Below are 21,245 nucleotides of genomic sequence, written 5' to 3'. Positions count from 1 at the left end.
GCAGAGCTGCGCCGAAAATCCGGAACAGCTACGACGTACCCCCTGTGAACCCGCCCCTGACGTCATCCGGGGCGGGGCATCCACCCGGTCCTGACTGACCGGTCGACCCTCGGCCCCCGTGCGGGCCGCCTGGCAGAAAGATTCCCGCACCATGGCGCTGAGCGTCTTTGACCTGTTCTCCGTCGGCATCGGACCCTCCAGCTCACACACCGTGGGGCCGATGCGAGCGGCCGGGACGTTCTTCACCGCCTTGGACAAGGATGACCGAATGTCCAGGGTCGCTCGGGTCCAAGTTGATCTGTATGGCAGCCTCGCAGCCACCGCACGCGGTCACGGCACCGACACCGCCGTCATTCTCGGCCTGCTCGGCCAGATCCCCGAAGACGTCGATCCGAGAGCTGTCGCCGAGCACGTCGCGGCAGTACGTGCCGAACGGCGACTCTCGCTTTATGGGCGCCGCACCATCGACTTTGATCCCGAAGCCGATCTGGTGCTTCACCCGTTGACGACGTTGCCAGCCCACCCCAACGGGGTGACTTTCACCGCGTACGACGACGCAGGCAACACCCTCACCGACCGGACGTACTACTCCATCGGTGGCGGCTTCGTGGTCGACGGCCGCGCCTACGGGCACGAAAAACTCGTCGAAGACGACACCCCCGTGCCGCACCCCTTCACCACTGGCGCGCAGATGCTCGCCCGGGAAGCCGAAACAGGACTGTCTATCTCCCGAATGGTGTGGGAAAACGAACGATGCTGGCGCAGCGACACCGACATCCGTGACGGGCTGATGCGGATCTGGCAGGTGATGCAGGACTGCGTCGCCAACGGCATCCGCACCGAAGGCATCCTCCCCGGTGGGTTGCGGGTCCGGCGCCGCGCCCCTGAACTGGCGTTGCGACTCCGCCTGGAAGAAGGCTCCGACGACCCCATGCGCGGCATGGACTGGGTGACGCTGTGGGCGTTAGCGGTCAACGAAGAAAACGCCGCCGGCGGTCGGGTCGTCACGGCCCCCACTAACGGCGCTGCTGGCATCATCCCGGCGGTCTTGCACTATTACACGCATTTCGTCCGTGGCGCCGACGACGAAGGAGTGATGCGCTTCCTGCTGGTTGCTGGCGCAGTAGGCATGATCTACAAGATCAACGCGTCAATTTCTGGGGCTGAGGTTGGTTGCCAAGGTGAGGTCGGGTCGGCCTGTTCGATGGCGGCAGCAGGATTTGCGGCCGTGCTCGGTGGCACCGCTGCGCAAATCGAAAACGCCGCTGAGATCGGAATGGAACACAACCTTGGACTGACCTGTGACCCTGTCGGAGGGCTCGTGCAGATTCCCTGCATCGAACGCAATGCGATCGCCTCGGTGAAGGCCATCGCTGCCGCTCGCGCCGCGCTGCGAGGTGACGGCACCCACGTGGTCAGCCTCGACAAAGTCGTCGCTACGATGCGCGACACCGGTCGGGATATGCAGGAAAAATATAAGGAAACCGCTCGTGGAGGGCTTGCCGTCAACGTCATCGAATGCTGATCGTACGGCGGTGTCCGGGGCGTCCAGAGAGAGGTGCGCCCCGCCTCCACAACGCTAACTTGCAGGCGTAGCATCGGCGTACGTGCCTGAACAATCTACGGCTGAAAATGAGGTACGACGCCACGACGTACCTGCTGTCGCTGCTCGTCCACTGAGCGTGACGACGTCCTTGCCGGAACGTCTCTCTTACCGCGCCAAAAGGCGACTGTTGGGTCGACCGTTGACCAACGACGAAGCCGCGCACGAAAAGCTCTCCAACACCCTGGCCCTGGGGGTGCTCTCCAGCGACTGCATCAGTTCCTCGGCGTATGGCACTGAAGAGATCTTGCTGGTCCTGCTGCCCTTGTTTGGTTTGGCGTCATACGACATCCTGATGCCGATGACCGCGGTCATCCTGCTCATCCTCACCTTGGTCACGCTGTGTTACCGCCAAGTGGTGATGCTTTACACCCAGGCTGGTGGGAGCTACGTGGTGGCTCGGGAAAACTTCGGACCGCTGGTCGCGCAGGTTGCCGCAGTCGCCTTGATGCTCGACTACATCGTCACTGTCGCTGTCCAGTCTGCGGCGGGCACGGATGCAGTGGTCTCAGCGATTCCTGCTTTAGACGGATACAAACTGGAGATCACTGTCGGGGTGGTCCTCATCCTTTTCTATGGCAATCTTCGCGGACTGCGAGAAGCGGGGCGGGCGTTTGCATTTCCGACATATTTCTTCGTGGCATCCATGGGCGTGGTCATTGTCACGGGGATCGTCAAGGAACTCACGGGGAATCTCCCCACCTATGACCCGACCACAGCGCATGGCGCCTACCCCGTGGGCTCTGGCAGTGGCTTGCTGACCATCGGTGCGGTCTACATCCTGTTGAAGGCATTTGCTAATGGTGGGTCTTCCCTCACCGGTCTTGAAGCGATCAGCAACGGTGTCAGTGCATTTCGCACCCCGGTCGGCCCCAATGCCCGGCGCACGCTGGTGGTGATGAGCCTGCTCCTCGGATCGCTGGTGCTGGGGGTGTCTTGGCTCGCGCATGTCACCCACGCCGTTCCCTACACCGATGGCAATCCCACCGTCATCTCTCAGGTCACGCGAGCAGCGTTGGGGGATAGCACTTGGGGCCATCTTGGTTTTTACATCGTGCAGGCTGCGACCTGTCTCATCCTCTACACGGGGGCAAACACCCCGTTCAACGGATTCCCTTTCCTGGCAAATTTCGTCGCACAGGACGGTTTCCTGCCGCGCTGGTTGACCAAGCGGGGACACCGACTGGCCTTTTCCAATGGCATTGTCGTCCTCGCCGTTGTCGCGTTGATCTTGCTGATCGGGACCGGCGCTCACGTCGACAAACTCGTCGCTTTTTACGCGATCGGGGTGTTCACTGGGTTCACCCTCGCTGGATTTGGCATGGCCAAACATTTCCTCGGTCAGCACGCTGACCGTTCTGACCGGAATCGGCACACTAAAGGTGTCCTGGACTTCGCCGTGGGATGCGTAGCAGCGCTGGTGGTGGTGATCTTCGCGGTCACGAAGTTCACTGAAGGCGCCTGGCTGGTGGTCGTCATGTTTGCCGTCCTGGTGCCGGTGCTGCTGCGTCTTCGACGGGTGTACGTCGCCGAGGCACGCCTGCTGGAAGCAGTCCCAGAGCAGGCTGTCGCACCCCGGGCCAGCCGGAGCACCATCGTGGTCCTGGTCGATACGGTCGATCTTGCTGCGCTGCGAGCGCTGTCCTACGCCAAGTCGTTGCGTGCCGACGAGATCCGGGCGGTGCACGTGGTTCTGGATATGGCGCAGGCGCGGCGGCTGCACGCAGCGTGGGCGGCCGATGCCACTGGGACGGTGCCTTTGCATCTGGTGGAATGCCCGGATCGTCGACTGGAGCGCTCTGTGGTGGAGTTGGTAGCCCGGATCGCTGACGAACGCAGTGGCGCGCAGGTGACAGTCATCCTGCCTCGGCGAAGTTATGGGCTGATGGGTCGGGTGTTGCACGATCACACCGCTGACAAGATCTCGGCAGCGTTGTCGTCAGTGCCAGGCGCCGTTGCCACGATCGTGCCGTTCGACGTACGTGGTCCGTTGCGGCACGCTCGCTCAGTTGCTGCTGCTGGGGTCTCCGCCACCATGTCTGCCACCGCGGCGCTGGACGAAGCGTTGGCGGTGACCACTCCGGTGGGGAGTTCGGTTCCTTCGCCGCCACGTCCGGTCGGTGCGGATCTCGCCGCCCAGGACCTGCCGGAGCACCCGCATCCGGGGGCTACCTGGATTGGGCAGATCACTCGCCGGGATCGAGTCCGGGTGTGCGGTCGGGTCCGGTCAGTGCAGGTCTCTCCGATCGCGGGACATGCTTCGCTGATGGTGGAGTTGGTCGACCAGACGGGTGGGATCGAACTGGTGTTTTATGGCCGCCGGGAGATCATCGGAATCGAACCGGGGGTGGCGCTGATGGCTGAAGGCGCGGTGGGTCGGACCCACGGTCACCTGTCGTTAGCTAATCCGCTCTACACCTTGCTGCCTCGGTGACCGTGGCCGCACTCGCCGGTGCGAGGATGAGCCTCATGCGCTTGCTCCTCATCCGACATGGCCAAACCTCCTCCAACGTGATCCACGCGTTGGACACTGCTTTTCCCGGCGCTGACCTGACCGACATGGGTCGGCAACAGGCAGCCGCAATCCCAGCAGCACTCGCCGACGAACCCATTGATGCGATTTATGCGTCGGCGTTGGTGCGGACTCAGCAGACGGCGGCTCCGTTGGCTGCGCAGCGGGGTCTGGAGGTGCAGGTACGTGCTGGTTTGGCGGAGATCGCGGCCGGGATCTACGAGATGCGTCATGACGAGGAGGCGATTCGAGCGTATGTCGACGCGGTCTTTTCGTGGCAGCAGGATCCTTCTCGGGCGGTGCCGGGCGGCGAGAACATGACACAGGTCATCTCCCGTTGTGATGAGGTGGTGCAGGAGATCGCTGCTGCCGGTCACCGTACGGCGGTGATCTTTTCGCATGGGGCGATGATCCGCACGTACGCCGCAGCCCGTGCGGACAACATTTCGTTCGATGTCGTCGCGCCGCACTGGTTGAGCAACACCGGGATGGTGGTGTTGGAGGGTGATCCTCGCGGTGGGTGGGAGATGACGGGGTGGTGTGCTGAGCCGTTGGGCGGGGCACATCTGGATGATCCCGGTGCGGGAGATCCGACGGTGATGCCGCAGCTTGATTCTCAGCCTTAAGCGGACGGTGGGGCTCAGCCGTGGTGTCAGCTTTTTGGGCCACCTGCGGCGTAGATGACTTGCCCGGAAACGAATCCTGATTCCTCGCCGGTGAGATATGCCGCGAGGGCAGCGATGTCGTCGGGGGTGCCGACCCGTCCGACCGGGATGGCTGAGGCAGCTTGGGCGGTGAATTCGTCGAAGGTGAGCCCGAGACGTTGTGCAGTCTGTCGGGTCATGTCGGTGGCGATGAAGCCGGGGGCGATGGCGTTGGCGGTGATTCCGAAGCGGCCGAGTTCTAAGGCAGCGGTTTTGGTGAAGCCTTGCAGGCCAGCTTTGGCGGTGGCGTAGTTGAGTTGGCCGCGGTTGCCGAGCGCGGAGGTTGAGGACAGGGTGACGATCCGGCCGAAGCGGGCGTCCACCATATGACGTTGCACGGCGCGCGTCATGAGGAAAGCGCCACGTAGATGCACGGCGATGACGTCATCCCAGTCGGTGAGGTCCATGGTGTGGATCAGCGCGTCTCGGACGATTCCGGCGTTGTTGACCAGGATGGTGGGGGCGCTGAGGAGTTGGATGGTCTGGTCGACGGCGGCCGCGACGGCGGAGGGGTCGGTGACATCGGCGGCGATGGCGACGGCTTGTCCGCCGGCGGCTCGGATGGTGTCAACAGTGGCAGCGCAGTCCTCGCCGCGTCGGTCGAGGACTGCCACGGCGCGTCCCTGCGCGGCGAGTCGGATGGCGATGGCGGCGCCGATGCCTTGGGCGGCTCCGGTGACGATCGCGGTCCTGGGGGGAGTGTTCACGGGGGTCTCCTTGGAGCTGGCTGTGGCATGGTCACCCTAGCGAGAGAGGGAGCTATTGATGGTGCCTCAGGTGTGGTGTCCGGAAACGGGGGAGGAGTTAGCAGCCCTGGCCGGGGTAGAAATGGGCCCGGGTGAGTGGTTTGACCTCACTCAAGAGCGGGTGGGGGCGTTTGCGGAGGCCAGTGAGGATCGGCAGTGGATCCATGTGGACGTCCGGCGGGCCGTGGATAGCCCGTGGGGTGGCACGATCGCGCATGGGCTTTTCCTGTTGTCGCTGGGTCCGATGTTTTCAGCAGATCTGTTGCGTCTGAGTGGCTTAGGTCACGTCCTGAATTATGGATATGACCGGGTGCGTTTCCCAGCGTCGGCGCCGGTGGGTTCGCGGGTGCGGATGACGATGACGGTGGATGCGGTGACTCCGGTCGCCGGTGGCTTTCAAGTGGCGATGGATCAGCAGACCTGGTGTTCGGCGACAGAGCGGCCGGTGGTGGTGGCGAGAGTGTTGGCTCGGGTCGTCACGGGGTGACGACCCGAGCAGGTCACCTCATGCGTCCGGCTCCGGCGGCGGCTTGAGCGAGCAGGAAAGCTGGTGGGATGAGCTGGTGGGCAGCAAAAGCGTCGGCTACTGCTCGGGAGACCTGGTCGACCCTGTCCTGGTTGACCAGGGCAATTGCGGATCCACCGAAACCACCGCCGGTCATCCTGGCGCCCAGGGCCCCTGCGGCGCGGGCGGTGTCGACGGCTAGGTCGAGTTCGCGACAGGTCACCTCGTAGTCATCGCGCAGCGAATCGTGGGAGGCGTTGAGGGTGTGTCCCAGTCCGACCCAATCATCGGTGGCTAGTTGGGCGGCAGCGTGGCGGACGCGGGCGATCTCGGTGAGGACATGTCGGACCCGTCGGCGGCGAGTGGGGTCGTCGATATGGGCGAGGACATCTATCAGGGGCTGATCTTGATCGGGGGAGGTGCGATCAGGAGGGAGGCGATCAGCGATCTCGCGTAGGGAGGCGACGCCGAGGTCGACGGCCGCGGCTTCGCAGTCGGCGCGGCGACGTCCGTAATGGCCGTCAGTGAGGGCGTGGGGGGCGCGGGTGTCGATGACGAGTAAGGCAAGCCCCGCAGCGGCCAACGCGAGGGGGACCTGCTGTCCGCTGGCATCCTGGCAGTCCAGGAGTAGGCCGTGATCTGAGGTGCAGCGCAGCGATGCTGATTGGTCCATGCCGCCGGTGGGTGCCCCCGCAACATGGTTTTCGGCGCGGACGCAGGCATCGGCGAGCTGGGCCCGCCCCGAGTCGTCGTTGCTGAGCCCCAGGCCCCATGTCTCGTCGAGAGCAATAGCGGTGACGCAGGCCACGGCCGCGGAAGAGGACAGGCCCGCACCGAGGGGGACGCATGACACGAGAGCGGCGTCGAAGCCGGTACGTCGGTCGTGGCTGGAGTCAGCTAGGGCCCAGGCGGGACCAGCGACGTAGGCCACCCATCCGGTGACTCCGCCGGGGCGAATCTGGTCCAGGGTTCCTTCCCAGGGGGGCTGGTTGAGGTCAGTGACGAGGCGTACGACGTGGTCGTCGCGAGCGCGTAGAGCGAGGAAGGCGCGGTGTGGTAGCGCGAGGGGGAGGCAGAGTCCGGCGTTGTAGTCGACGTGTTCTCCGATGAGGTTGACTCGCCCGGGGGCGGCCCAGACGCCGTCAGCGGCGACGTCGTAGGTGTCCCGCAGCAAGTGGCGTGCGCGGTGTGCCCCTTCCTCATCTGACCATGCGGTCAGCCACGTCAGATCCTCTCCTGAAGCGAGTGGGATGCACCGAGATGATGTGTTATGGATCACGTTGCGCTGCTCCTCGTGCCGCGGTCTGCTCCGTCGCTGAGTCTGCGGTGGTGTGCAGTCACGTTACGCCGCTGTCTATCTGGTCACATCTGTGGTGCCTGTGACGGCGAGCTGTGGCAAGGTCATGTCGTCGGGGAGTGGGAATCATTAATGAATGAGTTCTCACGAGCATCGATAAGTATGCAACGATGGGCCCGCCATCGCCGCAGCCGATGGCCGTGGCTCACCCACAGCCACGCCCAGAAGGACCGCCACGTGCCGTCGCCTCTCGCCGAGCAGCGATAGCTCTCCCTCACGGGCCACAGCACACCGGCAGTCACGGTTGGTAGGAGCGGGCATGACGCTGTCGCCCCTGGACTATGCGGTGATCGCAGGCTACGTCCTGGTCATGATTGCCATTGGATTCGGCTCGACCCGGTTTGCCCGCGAGCGCGACGACTATCTCCTCGCGGGACGACGACTTGGTTTCCCACTGTTCTTCGGCTGCATGGCGGCTATGGCAGTCGGCGGGGCGGTCACTGTTGGTGGCGCGCAGAAGGGATTGACTGTCGGAGTCGCAGGTTTGTGGGTCGGTGGCAGTCTCGGCCTCGGCTTGATCCTGCTGGGCGTCCTCATCAGTTCCAAACTGTCCCGACTGCGCGCCCTGTCAATCAACGAAGTCATTGAACGTAACTACGGTGCCGGTGCTCGCGTCCTCGGGGCGATCCTCACCATCGTCTACACGGTCTCATTGACTGTGGTGCAGGTCGTGTCGATGGGCAGCATCCTCTCGCAGATTTTTGGTTGGGATAGCCGCATCGCCATGCTCGTCGGCGGCAGCGTCGTGGTGTTCTACACCTTCCTGGGTGGCATGTGGGCGGTCACTATGACCGACATCGTTCAGTTCGTCATCAAAACTCTCGGCATCGTGTTGCTGATCCCGATCTTTGCGTTGGCCTCGCCTCAGGTGGGTGGGCTGTCCGGGCTGATCGACAAGGTGCCGGCAGGGCATTGGGATCCGTGGGCGATGGGCTTCTCCGGGACGCTCTACTGGATCTTGCTCTATGTGCCTGGCTTGGTCATCGGTCAGGACATCTGGCAGCGCATGTTCACCGCGCGCAACGAGAAGATTGCCCGCACCGGCACCATCCTCGCCGGCGTTTACTCGATCATTTACGGCTTCGCTGCGGTGCTCCTTGGTTTGGCGGTCCTGGCCGCAGGAGTGAGCGTTGCCAAACCCCCACAGACCTTCGCGGTGGGGGTGGAGACCTTCTTGCCGCCTGGGTTGGCCGGTCTGTTGCTCGCCGCCGCGATGGCCGCCGCAATGTCCGTGGCGTCCGGCACCATCCTTGCCTGCTCCACCGTCGTCTACAACGACCTCTACCTGCGGTTGGTCCGTGGCCAGCGTGACGCCGCCGTGTCGGCTCCAGCTGACGATCGGGAAGCGTTGACTTCCTCTGCGGTGCAACGCAACCAAGACGCACAAGAACGTCATGGCTCCTCCCATGAGGTGTGGGTCAACCGGGGGATTGCCCTCGCCATCGGCCTGGTCGTGATCGTCCTCGCCGTGGTGATCGAAGACCTCTTCAAAGCACTCGACCTGGCTTACGGGTTCCTCTCCGGATGTGTTTTTGTCCCCGTCGTCGCCGCGTTCTTCCTGCGCACCGTCTCACCTCGCGCCGGCATGTTGTCGCTGTCGCTGAGCGCCGTCGGCGTCGCAGGCACCATGTGTTACGGGGAGAGCGGCTTAGCCGCTGAGGCCTTCGGGAAGAAAGCTGCTGCGGACTGGGCCATCGGCGGAAACTACCCGATCATGGTCGGCATGACCGTCGGATTGCTCGTCTACACCGTGTGCACCGTCCTGGACACCCACCGCCGCCCCGCGAACCTCCAGTTCGACGACGCCCTGCCCGCCGCCGTACCAGCAGGCACGACCACCGACGACCCGACGTACGGCGGGAAGAACGCATGACTGACGCAAACCATCCCGACCGGACCGACCCGTCCCGGCTGATTTCCGGACGGTATCGGGACATGGCGACCACTCCGATGAGTAGTTCCGTGGACCGCGCCACTCTCTACCCGGACACCATCAACCTCAGCCTGGGCGACCCAGAACTCACCACCGACCCAGGCATCATCGATGCGGCCGCCGCCGACGCTCACGCCGGTCACACCCACTACACCGACAGTTACGGCGATCCGGAGCTCCGCGCGCAGATCCTGACCACCTACCTGGAAGATCACAGTCACCAGCACGACCCAGACGGGGTGATGGTCACCACCTCCGGATGCCACGCCATGTGGCTGGTCTTGGAATCGATCCTCAACGACGGCGACGAAGTGATCATCGCCGCACCGTATTTCACGCCCTACCCGCACCAGGTCCGTCTTGCCCGTGGCGTGCCCGTCGTGGTCGACACCCACCCTGAGGACGGATACCAGCTGCGCGTCGACGCCCTCGAAGCGGCACTGACCGAACGCACCCGGGCAATCATCCTCAACACCCCCGCCAATCCCACCGGGGCCTGCCTGTCCCGGGCCACGCAGGAAGCGATCGCCTCGCTCGCGGATCGTCATGACCTGGTGGTGATCGCCGATGAGATTTATACGTTGTTCAGTTATGCCGAGCCGTTCCGGCCGTTTGTGACGATCCCCGGCATGGTCGAACGCACCGTCACGATCAACTCGCTCTCCAAGGACTACCTGATGACGGGGTGGCGGATCGGGTATGTCCTGGGGCCGTCCGCGCTGATCCGGGTGATGAAGGATGTCAACGAGAACAACGTGTTCACGGCCCCGTCGGTCAGTCAACGCGCCGCTGTGCATGCGTTACGTCGACGGCACGAGATCCAGCCACCGATCCGGGAGCTCTACCGGGAACGGGTGGTGCACGCCTATGAACGAGTCGTGGCGACACCGGGAATGACGGCGCTTTCCCCGCAGGGCAGCATCTATTTGTGGGTGGATATCCGTTCTACCGGCCTGAGCAGTGTGGAGGTCGCCGACCAGATCTTTGAGCAGGCCCACGTGTTGACCATCCCAGGGATCGCATTCGGCGATGCTGGGGAGGGTTTCCTGCGGTTGGCATTGACCGTGGACCAAGACCGCATCGACGAGGCTTTCGACCGGATCGCCCGGATGCCGTTGTTCAGCGGGTGAGCAGGTGTGGGTGTGGTGGGGTGGCGCTGACATCCCGATGGGAGGCCGTGGCACCGGCCGGGGGAGGATGGAGCCGTGTCTACTTTCCCGCACCCACCGTTGTTGACCCATCTGGCGGCGAGCGCCGCCCGGCGTCGGGAGCTGGGATTGCAACGAGAAGCCGACGTCCCGGGTTGCGTCCCGACGGTCGATCTCGCTGGTAACGACTATCTCGGGTTGTTGCGTCACCCTTCGGTGATTGACGGAGCGGTGGCGGCGGCTCGTCGCGATGGTGGTGGTGCTGGCGCGTCCCGGGTGGTCACCGGGACCACTCCCACGCATCGTCACCTTGAGGTGGAGTTGGCGGGGCTGCTCGGGGTGGAGTCCGCTCTGGTCTGCTCCACGGGGTATCACGCGAATCTCGCGGCGGTCACCACCCTCGGGGATGCTGACACGCTCATCGTCTCGGACGCGCACGTGCACGCCTCGCTGGTGGATGGTGCGCGCTTGGCTCGCGGTGAGGTCGCTATTGCTCGCCATAACGATCTTGATCAGGTGCGTGACCTGCTGCGTTCGCGTCAGCAGCCGCGTGCGCTGGTCGTGGTGGAATCGGTGTACAGCGTGTATGGCGACGCGGCGCCACTCGCCGATCTCGTCGCGCTCACTGCCCAGGAAGGCGCCACGCTCCTGGTCGACGAGGCTCATGGCATCGGGGTTGTCGGCCCGGGCGGTGGCGGTGGGCTGCGCGCTGCGGACGTCTCCGGTCAGTCTCACGTGGTGGTCACGGGAACGTTGTCGAAGTCGCTAGCTGCGCAGGGTGGGCTGGTCGCAGGGGTTGGTGCAGTGCGGGATCATGTGCTCAACACGGCGAGGCCGTTTATTTATGACACGGGGTTGGCTCCGGCTGCTGCGGGAGCAGCTTTGGGTGCGTTGGCGGTGCTGCGGGACACCCCTGACCTGCCAGGGCAGTGCCGGGATAATGCGGCCCGGTTGGCGGCAGGCTTAGGCCTGCCCACTCCTGCTGGTGCGGTGTTGGCGATGCCGATGCCCGGACCAGACGAAGCGGTTGCTGCGGTCGCGGCGGCAGCGGCACGAGGCCTGCGGATCGGCTGTTTTCGCCCGCCGTCGACGCCTGACGGCGGTTCGTGGTTGCGGTTCACTGCGCACGCCTCCCACGACACCGCTGACGTCGACTGGGCGATCCAGGTGATCCGGGAGGTCACCACCGCCGTCGACGTGACCCCACAGATCAGAGACTGACCATGTGCCCCATAGCGAGGCGCAGCCCGGCCCTGCGGTCTGGTTTGGCAGGTCCCACGAGGGGAATCGCCGGGACATTGACGACTCGTCGGGGGAGGGCATATCCCGGGAGATGGTCGGCGAGCAGCGACCGAACCTGGGGGAGGGTGACCTGATGTCCATCAGCAGTGACCGTCACCAGGGTGATGGCTTGACCCCATTCGTCGTCCGGCACCCCCACCACCATGAGGTCGAGCAGACCAGGGATCCGGGCTGCCCGCGCCGCTGACTCCACGACCGTTGGGGCGACTTTCAACCCACCAGTGTTGATGACGTCATCGACCCGGCCGACGACATGCAACCGGCCGTCGTCGTCAAGGTAGCCGTGGTCACTGGTGCGGAACCAACGCACCCCCTCCTCGTCGGTCCAAAAGTCCTCGTCAGCATCGGGACGACCCAGATAGCCCAAAGCCACCCGTGGCCCACCAATCACGATCCGACCGGTGGACCGCCCCTGACCCACCCCGGTGTCCTCGGTGACATCGTCGTCCTCCACTCGCAGGCGCGTCCCCGGCAAAGGAAGACCGTCGTACACGCAGCCGCCAGCGGTCTCTGACAGTCCGTAACCCTCGACGATGCGGATCCCCATCGCTTCGGCGCGGTGGCGGTCGACATCCGGGAGGGGAGCTGCCCCCACCAGGATTTGGTCGTAGGTGCGGGCAGCAGCAACAGCATCCGGGTCGTCTAAGACCCGTCGTAACTGGGTCGGCACCAACGTGGTGTAGTGGGCGGGCGCGCTGGGATCGAGCCGACGGGTGGCTTCCACGAAGGATTGTGGGCCGAAATGTCCAGGCTGGATGGGGACGGGAAGATATCCCGCGCGCAGCGAACGCAGCATGACACACAACCCCGTGATATGAGCAGGTGGTACGGCGAGCAGCCATTGCCCAGGCGCCCCAGTGCCATCAAAACATGCCCCCTCCCGCCCCGCGAGAAGAGCGCTGGCAGGCAGGAGCGCCGGCTTGGGCGGACCGGTGGTCCCCGACGTACCGATGACCACGGCAGCGTCGGCGGGCACCGTCGGCGTTTGGGTGGGGTCGATGATCCCAGCCGTAGCAATCGCCGGCCCGGTGCCGTCCATCGCTCGGGTCAGGACGTCAATATCGGCGACGATCTCGGCGGCGCTCGCGGTAGCTGGAGGCCAAGCAATGACGGGACGCTGGTTCACCCCTCCAGGGTAGAGGCTCACTTGAACAGTGTTCAGGGCCGCTCGTCCTGACCTGCGCAGCGCTCTCCCGATCTAGGCAGGCTCGGTCAGCCCATCCGGTGAAGACGCGGTCACCGAATTCACCATGAAAATCGCACCCTGCGGATCAGCCAGTTGCGCGAACCGCCCGTACGGCGAATCCATCGGACTCTCCAACACCATCCCACCCAAGTCAACGGCCTGCTCCACCGCCGCATCGACATCATTCGCGCCGAAATACACCCGCCAAAACGACGGCACATCCTCAGGAAGGAACGCTGCCGCATCACAGAGACCAGCACAGGCCTCGTCCGCTGCCCCAAACGTGACATAGCGGACTCCATCGACGGGTTCCTCTCCTTCCGGACCCATCCAGACCACGTCCTCGCCCCACCTCAGCACCTCCCGGTAAAACGGCAACGCCGCATCAAAGTCAGTGCTCAACGTCTCAAACCACACCGCCGTCCCCGCCGCGCCTGTGACCCTCAGGCCTGCCATCGTCCTCGGCTGCCACAACCCCACATAGGCCCCCGCCGGATCCATGATGTACGCCTGCCTTCCTTGGTCAGCGACATCCATCGGCCCAAAAACGACCTGCCCACCCATCTCCGGCACCTGCGTCAACGCCACATCAATGTCGTCATGGCGTAGGTACACGCTCCACGTCGTCGGCCCCTGAGGTTCTTCAGTGGGCCCATCCATCCCCATCAGCGACGACATCATCCCGCCGACCACCTGATCACCACGAGTGATCAGGTGATAGTGGCCGAAATCAGCTCCCTGATCAGTGAACTCCCACTCAAACAACGAGCCATAGAAATCGCGTGCGCCCTCAACATCATGAGTCATCAGATCGAGCCACACTGGCTGTCCGATACGTGCTGACGAAGCCATGCCCTGCCTCCTCACCGATGAGGTGGAGCCTGCGGATTTCCGGAGTCTAGTTGCGGCCAACGACATATCGCAGAAAAGTGGTCGACATGACGTCGCGTCCCGCTCTCGTCGCCGTACTGACGCTCCTCATGATCAGTGGCGCCGTCCCGGCGTCTGCCACCGACGACCCACCACACCCCACCGGCACAGACGCCACCGGACCACCCATGGGATGGAACACCTGGAATGCCTACCGGTGCGACATCGACCAAGACAAGGTACGCCGAGCCGCTGACGCGCTGGTCCGCACCGGACTCGCCGCGAAAGGATACCGACAGGTCACGGTCGACGATTGCTGGCAAGCCCCTCGACGTACCCCAGACGGGATGTTGCAAGCCGACCCGAAACGCTTCCCCGACGGCATGGCCGCGCTCGCCGAGTATGTGCACGCCCGCGGACTGCGCTTCGGCATCTATGCGACCCCTGGCACCAAAACGTGCGCCCAGATCTACGACGGCTACCGCGGAGCTGGCCTGGGCAGCCTCGGCCATGAACGGGACGACGCGCGAACCTTCGCCACCTGGGGCGTTGACTACGTCAAATACGACTGGTGCCGCGCCGACCGTGACGGTGTCGCTGGACGACAGGCTTACCGGTTGATGCGCCGCGAACTGGACAACACCGGCCGGCAGATCGCTCTGGGTGCCCATTACGAACCGCAAACGCCGATCCCGGCCTGGGCTGGAGACGTCGCCCAGACCTGGCGCACCACCAAAGACATCCGTGACCGGTGGCCCTCGATGATCGACATCGCCCGACGTACCTTGGATCACGCGCACTGGAACCGGCCCGGCCGATGGGTCGATCCCGACATGCTTGAGGTCGGCAACGGCGGGATGTGCACTGAGGAATACCGCACCCACCTCAGCTTGTGGGCGCAACTGGGCGCCCCTCTCATGATCGGCACTGACCTGGATCGGGCCGACTCCACCACTGTGGAACTCTTGGGACGCAGCGATGTCATCGCGATCGACCAGGACCCGCTCGCCGCTGCTCCCACGGTGGTCTGGGATCGCGACAACCACCTCATCACCTCTCGACCGCTCTCTGGGGGCGCGCTCAGCGTGACGCTCACCAACCGGTGGGCAGTGCCATCAAGGGTTCGTACGTCGATCGCTGGGCTCGGATTGCCTGCTGGGACATATCGGCTGACCGATGTGTGGACCGGGCACAGCATGACCACTGAGGACGTGATTGGTACGTCGGATACCCCTGGGCACGGGACCACGATGTACCGGGTGGAGCGGGTGCTGCCGCGGGGCACGCCATCATCGTCATGAAGCGCTGACCGAAATACAGCTATGTGGCGTGTGGTGTCGGTGGGGCCTGTTATGTTCATGGCGTGTCTGGGGCGATGTTTCAGGTCAATGTGGATGAGCTGGCTCGTGTCGCTAGCACTCTTCGCGTTGCCGCCGAGGAGTTAGATCGCGAACAGTCCAGGTTGTCTGGGGCTGTCGATGCTGTGGCCAAAGAGTGGTCTAGTGCTGCTGCCACGGCGTACGAGAAGGCGTTTCGCGAGTGGCTTCAAGGTGCGACGAAAGCCCGCAAGGCTTTGTTTGATCTCAGCAAACAGTGTGAGGCTGCTCGCGCTGATTACGTAGGTGCAGACGCATGGGGCCAACAAGGCATCCATTCCGCTGGGGGAGGACTGTCATGGCCTACCGAGTGAACCTTGATGTGCTTGAGTCGACGATTCGTGAGGTGAGTCGGCACCTGGCTTCTTTGGAAGCTGTTGAAGGGGATGTGAAGAGAGCAGCTCGACTCGTTGGGGAACACTGGCAGGGAAGAGTTCGGAAGGGGGGGCCCTCCCGGCACTCATCTCCGCCTGCCTGCAGGGCCTCCCAGAGGCTCCTAGGGCCATCCGAGCGGCTACTCCACGGGCTTACTGCCCGATCTGCTCCGACTCCCGGCTGGATCGAGGACGAAGACGGCCTCCCCGTCGGACGCTGCGACCACAGGCCAGCCACTGGGGTGGCCTGACCGCGAAAGAGCTCGGGGCCACTTCGGCGACCATGCCAAGTCCATATCCCGACTCGCCGGGGAGAAGCTTGAAAAGTCACCTAATCTCTGAATAGTGTGAAGGCCCACGACGAGCGGAGATAATAAAATGAGAGCTAAAAACAGGCTGGTTGTTGCTTCGATGTCGTTCCTGCTTTTGGCCGTGGGTATCCCCACGGCGACTGCCGCAGAACAACCGGTGAGTGTCCCTAGCAATATTTCGGTGACGTCCATTGCGCGGGGGGCGGATACCCAAAATGCGGAAGCAGCACCTCGTGCCGGTGCTAGTTGGGCTGGGAAACAGGGCGCGAAGCTGCTCGCGAAGGCGCTGCGCAGCCCCGCTGCCGACGCGGTCATCGACAGAATCAACTGGGGCGACAAGGCTGCTAAGGCGGCTGTGAAAGCGAATAAAGGCGCCGTAGCAGACGTGCTAGATCAGATTGCTAAATTCACAGACATTCCCGCTCATGTAGTGAAAGAGAAGACTTTCCACATGCTTCTTAATGCCGGACTCTCAGGCGGGAATGCGAAGATGATTTCCGACACCCTAGGCATTATCATCGGGGCCATCATTTAAGGTGGAGGCGAATTTATGTCTGAAGATATCGCAACTGAACTGATCCACCTTGCAGAACGAGTGTCCCTACTCGAAGTTACTCGACCCTACGATAAAGATGCTCGACCGACTCATATAGTGCAGTCGAAATACCACATTATCGGCGAAAAGGGCACGGAGTCTCAAATAATTCTTAGAGCATTCTTCGAGAATACTAAGAACGGGGACCACTGGAAAGAGTATTCCGCAACGCTAAAGGCTCTCGAAGAAGTGCTTTCACCCAAAGTCGCCAAAGAGCTCCTGGATGCATTTATGGTGCAGAATGAAATGTATTGAGGGCGTTATTCACGAGCTCTTAACCCCGGAGTGAGTTGCGCGCCGGATAAGCCTATGACCTGCAGGTTTGCAGATTTTTGTCAAGGCGATAAAACTCTCGTGAATAACGCCATGAGGAGTGACGGCGTTGGTGTAACCCAAAGGGTGAGGGTGTTCCTGGGGTGTCCTTAGCGTGTTTCCGCCAGGAATACCCTCACCCTTGCTGACCTGCGATGACTGTGCCCACCTGGAAAACCACAACCGCTCGTAAATAGGTTGTGGTTTTCCAGGTGGGCACAGTCGGGGAGTGGAAATCAGGTAAGGGTGGGTGTCTCCTATGAAAGAGGGTGGGCGGGGGGTTATGTCGGTGTGTGGGTGAGACAGGGGGCGGGCCTGTTCGGCTTCCTCCAGCGCCGCGGCCTCGCCCTGGCGTGTGTTTGATGCATGCAGGTCGCGGCGGAGTCTGTGGCGGCCTCCTGTGCGGCCGCCACACCGTCACCGTCTCCCCCTGGGCCACCAGACGCGCCTACGCGGCCGCGATCGACGTGCCCGTCGATCGCGGTTTTCGCACCTCCCGACTCCGACACACCTCATGCATTACGGGCCGCTTCTGCGCGAACATCGTTCGCGATGCTCGTGACCAGGGCACTCGTGGGGCCGCCTCCAGCCCGCGCCCAGCGGGGCCGGAACGATCAGGGCACCTGATCGGATAGCTTGCTCCGCCAGGGCGTTTTTTCGTTGCCAATAAAACCAGGATGGGTGCCATGACGGTGACGATCCCCGCCCCTGCCCTCGCTGCGGGGACCCCGTCCCCACCTGCGGGTGGGGACGTCCCCCGATCTGGTGCTCGGACGCCTGCCGGGTCGAGGCCTCCCGAGAGCGCAGCGCGGCCCGGCGCGGCGTCATCGCGATCGAGGTCTGCCAGGTCCCCCGAGAGCCCTCCTGGGACGATCTCGTGGTGCGGGTGCTGCCGCGGGGCACGCCATCATCGTCATGGGGCGCTGACTGAGGTACAGCTATGGGGTGTGTGGTGTCGGTGGGGCCTGTTATGTTCATGGTGTGTCTGGGGCGATGTTTCAGGTCAATGTGGATGAGCTGGCTCGTGTCGCTAGCACTCTTCGCGTTGCCGCCGAGGAGTTAGATCGCGAACAGTCCAGGTTGTCCGGGGCTGTCGATGCTGTGGCCAAAGAGTGGTCTAGTGCTGCTGCCACGGCGTACGAGAAGGCGTTTCGCGAGTGGCTTCAAGGTGCGACGAAAGCCCGCAAGGCTTTGTCTGACCTCAGCAAACAGTGTGAGGCTGCTCGCGCTGATTACGCAGATGTAGACGCACGAAGCCAACAGGGCATTCATTCCGCTGGGGGAGGACTGTCATGGCCTACCGGGTGAACCTTGATGTGCTCGAATTGACGATTCGTGAGGTGAGTCGGCACCTGGCTTCTTTGGAAGCTGTTGAAGGGGATGTGAAGAGAGCAGCTCGACTCGTTGGGGAACACTGGCAGGGAGCTGCTGGGACAGCTGCTGCGGCGGATCACGCTGCATGGCTGGAGGGGCTGCAACAGATGCGAGATGGTCTTGAGCAGATGCGTCGGGCCATGATGGAGGCCAGCGATAACTACACCACCGCAGGGAAAAATGCCGCTTCGATGTGGCAGGTCTGATGGGAATATTCACATCACCTGTCCGTGAAGTTCATCACGGCGCATATCGCCATGCAGGTGAATGCTTGGATGCTGGGGCAACGACGCTGAAAAATGCTCTGGTCCAGACTGTGATCGGCCTCAGAGCATGTCAAGGCATGGCTGGAACTTTCCCGGTGGGTGAAGACTGGGCCAAGGCTTATGACGCCACTGCTCGTGACCTGATCATGGGGACACATAATGCCGCCGCGATGACCGCAGGCCTTGCTGCGTTGGCGAAAGCAACTGAAGCAATTCATGAAAATGCGGATTTGGCAAGTCACCCCACCTCTGACGTGCAACAGAATCTCCCAGAGCTCCCTGGGGTCACACAGTGTGTAGCGCTGCCGCCTTCAGCTTTCGGTGGGGGCACTGCGCCGCCTGCGTGGTGGGAGGTGGCGAGCAGATGGTTATCCGGGGTGGTCTGGCCCAACGCTGACACGGCTAAATTACGTGCGGCAGCCACACTGTGGCGTCAGCTTGCCGATTCGTATCTCCAGGTGCAGACAGAATTCAACAAGTCGATCACCCATATCAAGAGCAACACCAGCCCTGAAGTCGAACCAGCGGTGAAGTCGTTAACTGACACGACCGGGGATATGACAGAGCTTGCAGCATCCTGCCGCGAGGTCGCCAGTAGCTGTGACGATTTTGCTCAGGCTATCGAGAAAGCACACGAAGCGCTCATCGCGGCTGGAGTTCAGTTTTTGATCGAGACCGCTGCGATTGAGGCCATCGGAGCGCTTGCCGGTATGTTCACGCTGGGTATCGCTGAACTGGCTGCTCAAGGAGTGGAAGGCGCGCGGCTGGCCGCAGTTCTTGATAAAATTGTATTGATCATTCTCGCCCTGGAACGGGTGGGCCAGCTGGTGAGAACCAGACTCGCTGCTGCGGCCACCAAAATCGGTGCTCCGGTAATATCACTGTCGCAACGGGTCGCTAACCTGCGTATCGTACCTCCTGACTTCAGGAATGTGTACGTAGGGATCCCGCTATTCGGTGTTCAACGGAATATCGTCAGGGCCACGTTTGGGGTCAAAGGAGCATGGAATGCCGACTTGCGGCACATCAAGCCCTTCACGCGATACGAAGTCAATGGCGGTCAATTCATTTACGAGACAGGAGTCAATGGTCGGATAGTCAAGGCTAAGGCCACGCTCAGTAAAATTGTTAAAAATGGGCCACGCGATCCGGCTGCCCAACTTCGAGCAGGGGGTGCTTACCGCAAGCCCCATGATGATGGAGGTCATATCTTTGGGAGACAGTTCGGTGGTGGGGCTGAAGATATCAACTACTTGGCGATGAAAGATTCTGTCAATAGAATCAATCCGCGCGAGTATGGAAAATTGGAGGATATTTGGAGGAAAGCTATTAAGGGGCCGCCTCCACAGCAGGTGGAGGTTGATGTGACACCTCACTATAATAACCCGCTCAGCACTAGACCGGACATGATTTCGGTTAGATATAAAATTGGAAACGGGAAATTCATTTCCAGTACTATCAACAACTCATAGATGGAGAAACTGATGAAAATTAATGAACTCGCCGAGCGTCAAAATGAATTAGTTAATATCCTTGTAAGACTACTTGAGGGATACGCTTGGGACATTGCAAACTTTCACATGGCTGATTTGAAAAGAATTAATATCGGTTGTATTCAATTTTGGCTTGACTCCAAGGAGGATAGTGTCAAGGAAATTTTCGAAGCTATTGCTTTTGCTAGGCAACTTCGGAAAGATATGTATGACCCCGAGCAAGGTGCATGGTTAAGTCTTGATGTCGATCTAAATAAGTTGACAGACGAAGTTAATTTCACATTCAACTGGGACAATAAATCAACACTTTGGGATGCCCATCCGGATGACATTGAATATGTGGTAGATATGGAAGAGTATCCGCGGCCGTGGGCTTTGATTCCGGACTGGCATCCAGTGCGTGGCAAATATACTGAGCAGTCGTGGAATGAGTTCTTAGCTACTCGTTAAGCTGGCATGTAGCCACATCACGGTTGTTTCTCTAGACCGAGGCCACCGTGATGTGACTCGCGAATGATAAGTGACAGTCTTTTGACTTTTGGATGTTAAGGCGTTATTCATGAGGCATTAGGCGCATCCGCCTGACTTGACTCAATTGCCATAGTGCTTTGGCGCAGGCTGCGTGCTCGTGGATCCGCTTTTTTTCTTCGGGTGGCGCATACGCGGGGATGGTGGTGCGGTCTTGGATATCCGCAACGAAGCTTCAATGAGCCGCAACCCGGTGACCTGAAACTCCTTGTTGATGTATTGACGAGAGCGTCCCGATGTCAGCGACCATGACCATGTCTACCGCCTGGCGATGTTCCTGGCATCCGCGCACGGTCGGCAGGATCGTTAGCCCTCTCGGTCTTGTTGTCCTCCCCGCAGATGACCTTCAGCGAGAAACCGCCTCGGTCCACGGGCAGCCCTGGTCAGAGCCCGTTGACGGGTCGAATAGATCGGCGCGAACCGCTCCAAGAGACGATTCCCCGTAGGCATTTGGATGGGATCGCCCACCCTTGGCGAGCGCCACGGCATCGGCAACCCAGCCATCGACAAAAAACTCCGACCGTGATCAACACCGGTCGGAGCTCTACCTGAAGAAAACAATGACGTTAATGGTGGGCCCTGCGGGGCTCGAACCCGCGCGCTTCGGATTAAAAGTCCGCTGCTCTGCCAACTGAGCTAAAGGCCCCTCGCGGTCAGGGCGGCCGCGAGTCCCTACGCATCAGGGCAGCAGCGATCGCCACCCAAGAACGATGTGTAGGTGGGGAACAGCGTAACTGCTCGATGGGGCTG

At 62.1% G+C, this 21,245-nt stretch carries 19 protein-coding genes and 1 tRNA gene; 15 read left to right on the top strand and 5 right to left on the bottom strand.

Annotated features, from left to right (window positions below):
• Positions 1-151: 151 nt before the first annotated feature.
• From KEM60_RS00395 to KEM60_RS00385, 3 genes are all read left to right on the top strand, one after another.
• Positions 152-1,525: an L-serine ammonia-lyase gene (locus KEM60_RS00395; protein ID WP_219105863.1), complete on the top strand. Its 1,374-nt coding sequence runs from the start codon at positions 152-154 to the stop codon at positions 1,523-1,525.
• Between the two features lie 82 nt (positions 1,526-1,607).
• Positions 1,608-4,037 (top strand): amino acid permease, encoded by a 2,430-nt coding sequence (locus tag KEM60_RS00390; RefSeq protein WP_219105529.1) that lies wholly within the window; start codon positions 1,608-1,610, stop codon positions 4,035-4,037.
• Between the two features lie 26 nt (positions 4,038-4,063).
• On the top strand, positions 4,064-4,741 hold the full coding sequence (locus KEM60_RS00385) for a histidine phosphatase family protein (protein WP_255574078.1): 678 nt from the start codon (positions 4,064-4,066) through the stop codon (positions 4,739-4,741).
• A gap of 26 nt (positions 4,742-4,767) precedes the next feature.
• Here the strand turns inward: KEM60_RS00385 and fabG are convergent, their stop codons facing one another.
• The gene (gene fabG / locus KEM60_RS00380) at positions 4,768-5,526 is read right to left on the bottom strand and encodes a 3-oxoacyl-ACP reductase FabG (RefSeq protein WP_219105528.1); all 759 of its coding nucleotides are present in this window, start codon (positions 5,524-5,526) and stop codon (positions 4,768-4,770) included.
• 58 nt (positions 5,527-5,584) lie between these two features.
• Between fabG and KEM60_RS00375 the strand changes: the two genes are divergently transcribed.
• Positions 5,585-6,052 carry a MaoC family dehydratase gene (locus KEM60_RS00375; protein ID WP_219105527.1) on the top strand — a complete coding sequence of 156 codons (468 nt, stop codon included), beginning with the start codon at positions 5,585-5,587 and terminating at the stop codon, positions 6,050-6,052.
• Positions 6,053-6,065: 13 nt separating this feature from the next.
• Here the strand turns inward: KEM60_RS00375 and galK are convergent, their stop codons facing one another.
• On the bottom strand, positions 6,066-7,349 hold the full coding sequence (galK, locus tag KEM60_RS00370; protein WP_255574077.1) for a galactokinase: 1,284 nt from the start codon (positions 7,347-7,349) through the stop codon (positions 6,066-6,068).
• Positions 7,350-7,686: 337 nt separating this feature from the next.
• On the opposite strand from galK, the gene KEM60_RS00365 reads away from it, so the two are divergent.
• The 3 genes from KEM60_RS00365 to KEM60_RS00355 all read left to right on the top strand — a co-directional run bounded on the left by KEM60_RS00365 (position 7,687) and on the right by KEM60_RS00355 (position 11,729).
• Positions 7,687-9,300: a sodium:solute symporter gene (locus KEM60_RS00365; protein WP_219105526.1), complete on the top strand. Its 1,614-nt coding sequence runs from the start codon at positions 7,687-7,689 to the stop codon at positions 9,298-9,300.
• On the top strand, positions 9,297-10,490 hold the full coding sequence (locus KEM60_RS00360) for an aminotransferase class I/II-fold pyridoxal phosphate-dependent enzyme (protein ID WP_219105525.1): 1,194 nt from the start codon (positions 9,297-9,299) through the stop codon (positions 10,488-10,490). Before KEM60_RS00365 ends, KEM60_RS00360 begins: the two co-directional genes overlap by 4 nt.
• Before the next feature lie 75 nt (positions 10,491-10,565).
• The gene (locus tag KEM60_RS00355) at positions 10,566-11,729 is read left to right on the top strand and encodes an aminotransferase class I/II-fold pyridoxal phosphate-dependent enzyme (RefSeq protein ID WP_255574076.1); all 1,164 of its coding nucleotides are present in this window, start codon (positions 10,566-10,568) and stop codon (positions 11,727-11,729) included.
• Here KEM60_RS00355 and KEM60_RS00350 read toward each other — a convergent pair.
• Both KEM60_RS00350 and KEM60_RS00345 read right to left on the bottom strand, forming a co-directional pair.
• Positions 11,719-12,936 (bottom strand): AMP-binding protein, encoded by a 1,218-nt coding sequence (locus tag KEM60_RS00350; RefSeq protein WP_219105524.1) that lies wholly within the window; start codon positions 12,934-12,936, stop codon positions 11,719-11,721. The two genes, KEM60_RS00355 and KEM60_RS00350, sit on opposite strands and share 11 nt — an antisense overlap.
• A 72-nt stretch (positions 12,937-13,008) precedes the next feature.
• Positions 13,009-13,848, bottom strand: coding sequence for a VOC family protein (locus tag KEM60_RS00345; protein ID WP_219105523.1), 840 nt, complete (start codon positions 13,846-13,848; stop codon positions 13,009-13,011).
• Between the two features lie 86 nt (positions 13,849-13,934).
• On the opposite strand from KEM60_RS00345, the gene KEM60_RS00340 reads away from it, so the two are divergent.
• From KEM60_RS00340 to KEM60_RS00305, 8 genes are all read left to right on the top strand, one after another.
• Positions 13,935-15,167, top strand: a complete 1,233-nt coding sequence (locus tag KEM60_RS00340; protein WP_219105522.1) for a glycoside hydrolase family 27 protein — start codon at positions 13,935-13,937, stop codon at positions 15,165-15,167.
• A gap of 62 nt (positions 15,168-15,229) precedes the next feature.
• Entirely contained in the window at positions 15,230-15,556 is a 327-nt protein-coding gene (locus KEM60_RS00335; RefSeq protein WP_219105521.1) for a WXG100 family type VII secretion target, read from the top strand.
• Between the two features lie 438 nt (positions 15,557-15,994).
• Positions 15,995-16,462, top strand: a complete 468-nt coding sequence (locus tag KEM60_RS00330; protein ID WP_219105520.1) for a hypothetical protein — start codon at positions 15,995-15,997, stop codon at positions 16,460-16,462.
• 15 nt (positions 16,463-16,477) lie between these two features.
• Positions 16,478-16,777 (top strand): hypothetical protein, encoded by a 300-nt coding sequence (locus tag KEM60_RS00325; protein ID WP_219105519.1) that lies wholly within the window; start codon positions 16,478-16,480, stop codon positions 16,775-16,777.
• 1,038 nt (positions 16,778-17,815) lie between these two features.
• On the top strand, positions 17,816-18,142 hold the full coding sequence (locus KEM60_RS00320) for a WXG100 family type VII secretion target (protein WP_219105518.1): 327 nt from the start codon (positions 17,816-17,818) through the stop codon (positions 18,140-18,142).
• Positions 18,127-18,414: a WXG100 family type VII secretion target gene (locus tag KEM60_RS00315; protein ID WP_219105517.1), complete on the top strand. Its 288-nt coding sequence runs from the start codon at positions 18,127-18,129 to the stop codon at positions 18,412-18,414. The genes KEM60_RS00320 and KEM60_RS00315 overlap by 16 nt, the downstream gene beginning before the upstream one ends.
• Positions 18,414-19,946 (top strand): DNA/RNA non-specific endonuclease, encoded by a 1,533-nt coding sequence (locus KEM60_RS00310; protein WP_219105516.1) that lies wholly within the window; start codon positions 18,414-18,416, stop codon positions 19,944-19,946. The genes KEM60_RS00315 and KEM60_RS00310 overlap by 1 nt, the downstream gene beginning before the upstream one ends.
• Before the next feature lie 12 nt (positions 19,947-19,958).
• Complete coding sequence (locus KEM60_RS00305; protein ID WP_219105515.1) at positions 19,959-20,417, top strand: hypothetical protein; 459 nt, start codon at positions 19,959-19,961, stop codon at positions 20,415-20,417.
• A gap of 648 nt (positions 20,418-21,065) precedes the next feature.
• Here KEM60_RS00305 and KEM60_RS00300 read toward each other — a convergent pair.
• Positions 21,066-21,141: transfer RNA gene (locus tag KEM60_RS00300), tRNA-Lys, on the bottom strand.
• Positions 21,142-21,245: the final 104 nt, after the last annotated feature.

The sequence above is a fragment of the Austwickia sp. TVS 96-490-7B genome (assembly GCF_019331795.1).
Lineage (GTDB): Bacteria > Actinomycetota > Actinomycetes > Actinomycetales > Dermatophilaceae > Austwickia.
The sequence above is the reverse complement of the archived record's forward strand: the minus strand, read 5'-3'. Positions and strand labels throughout refer to the sequence as shown.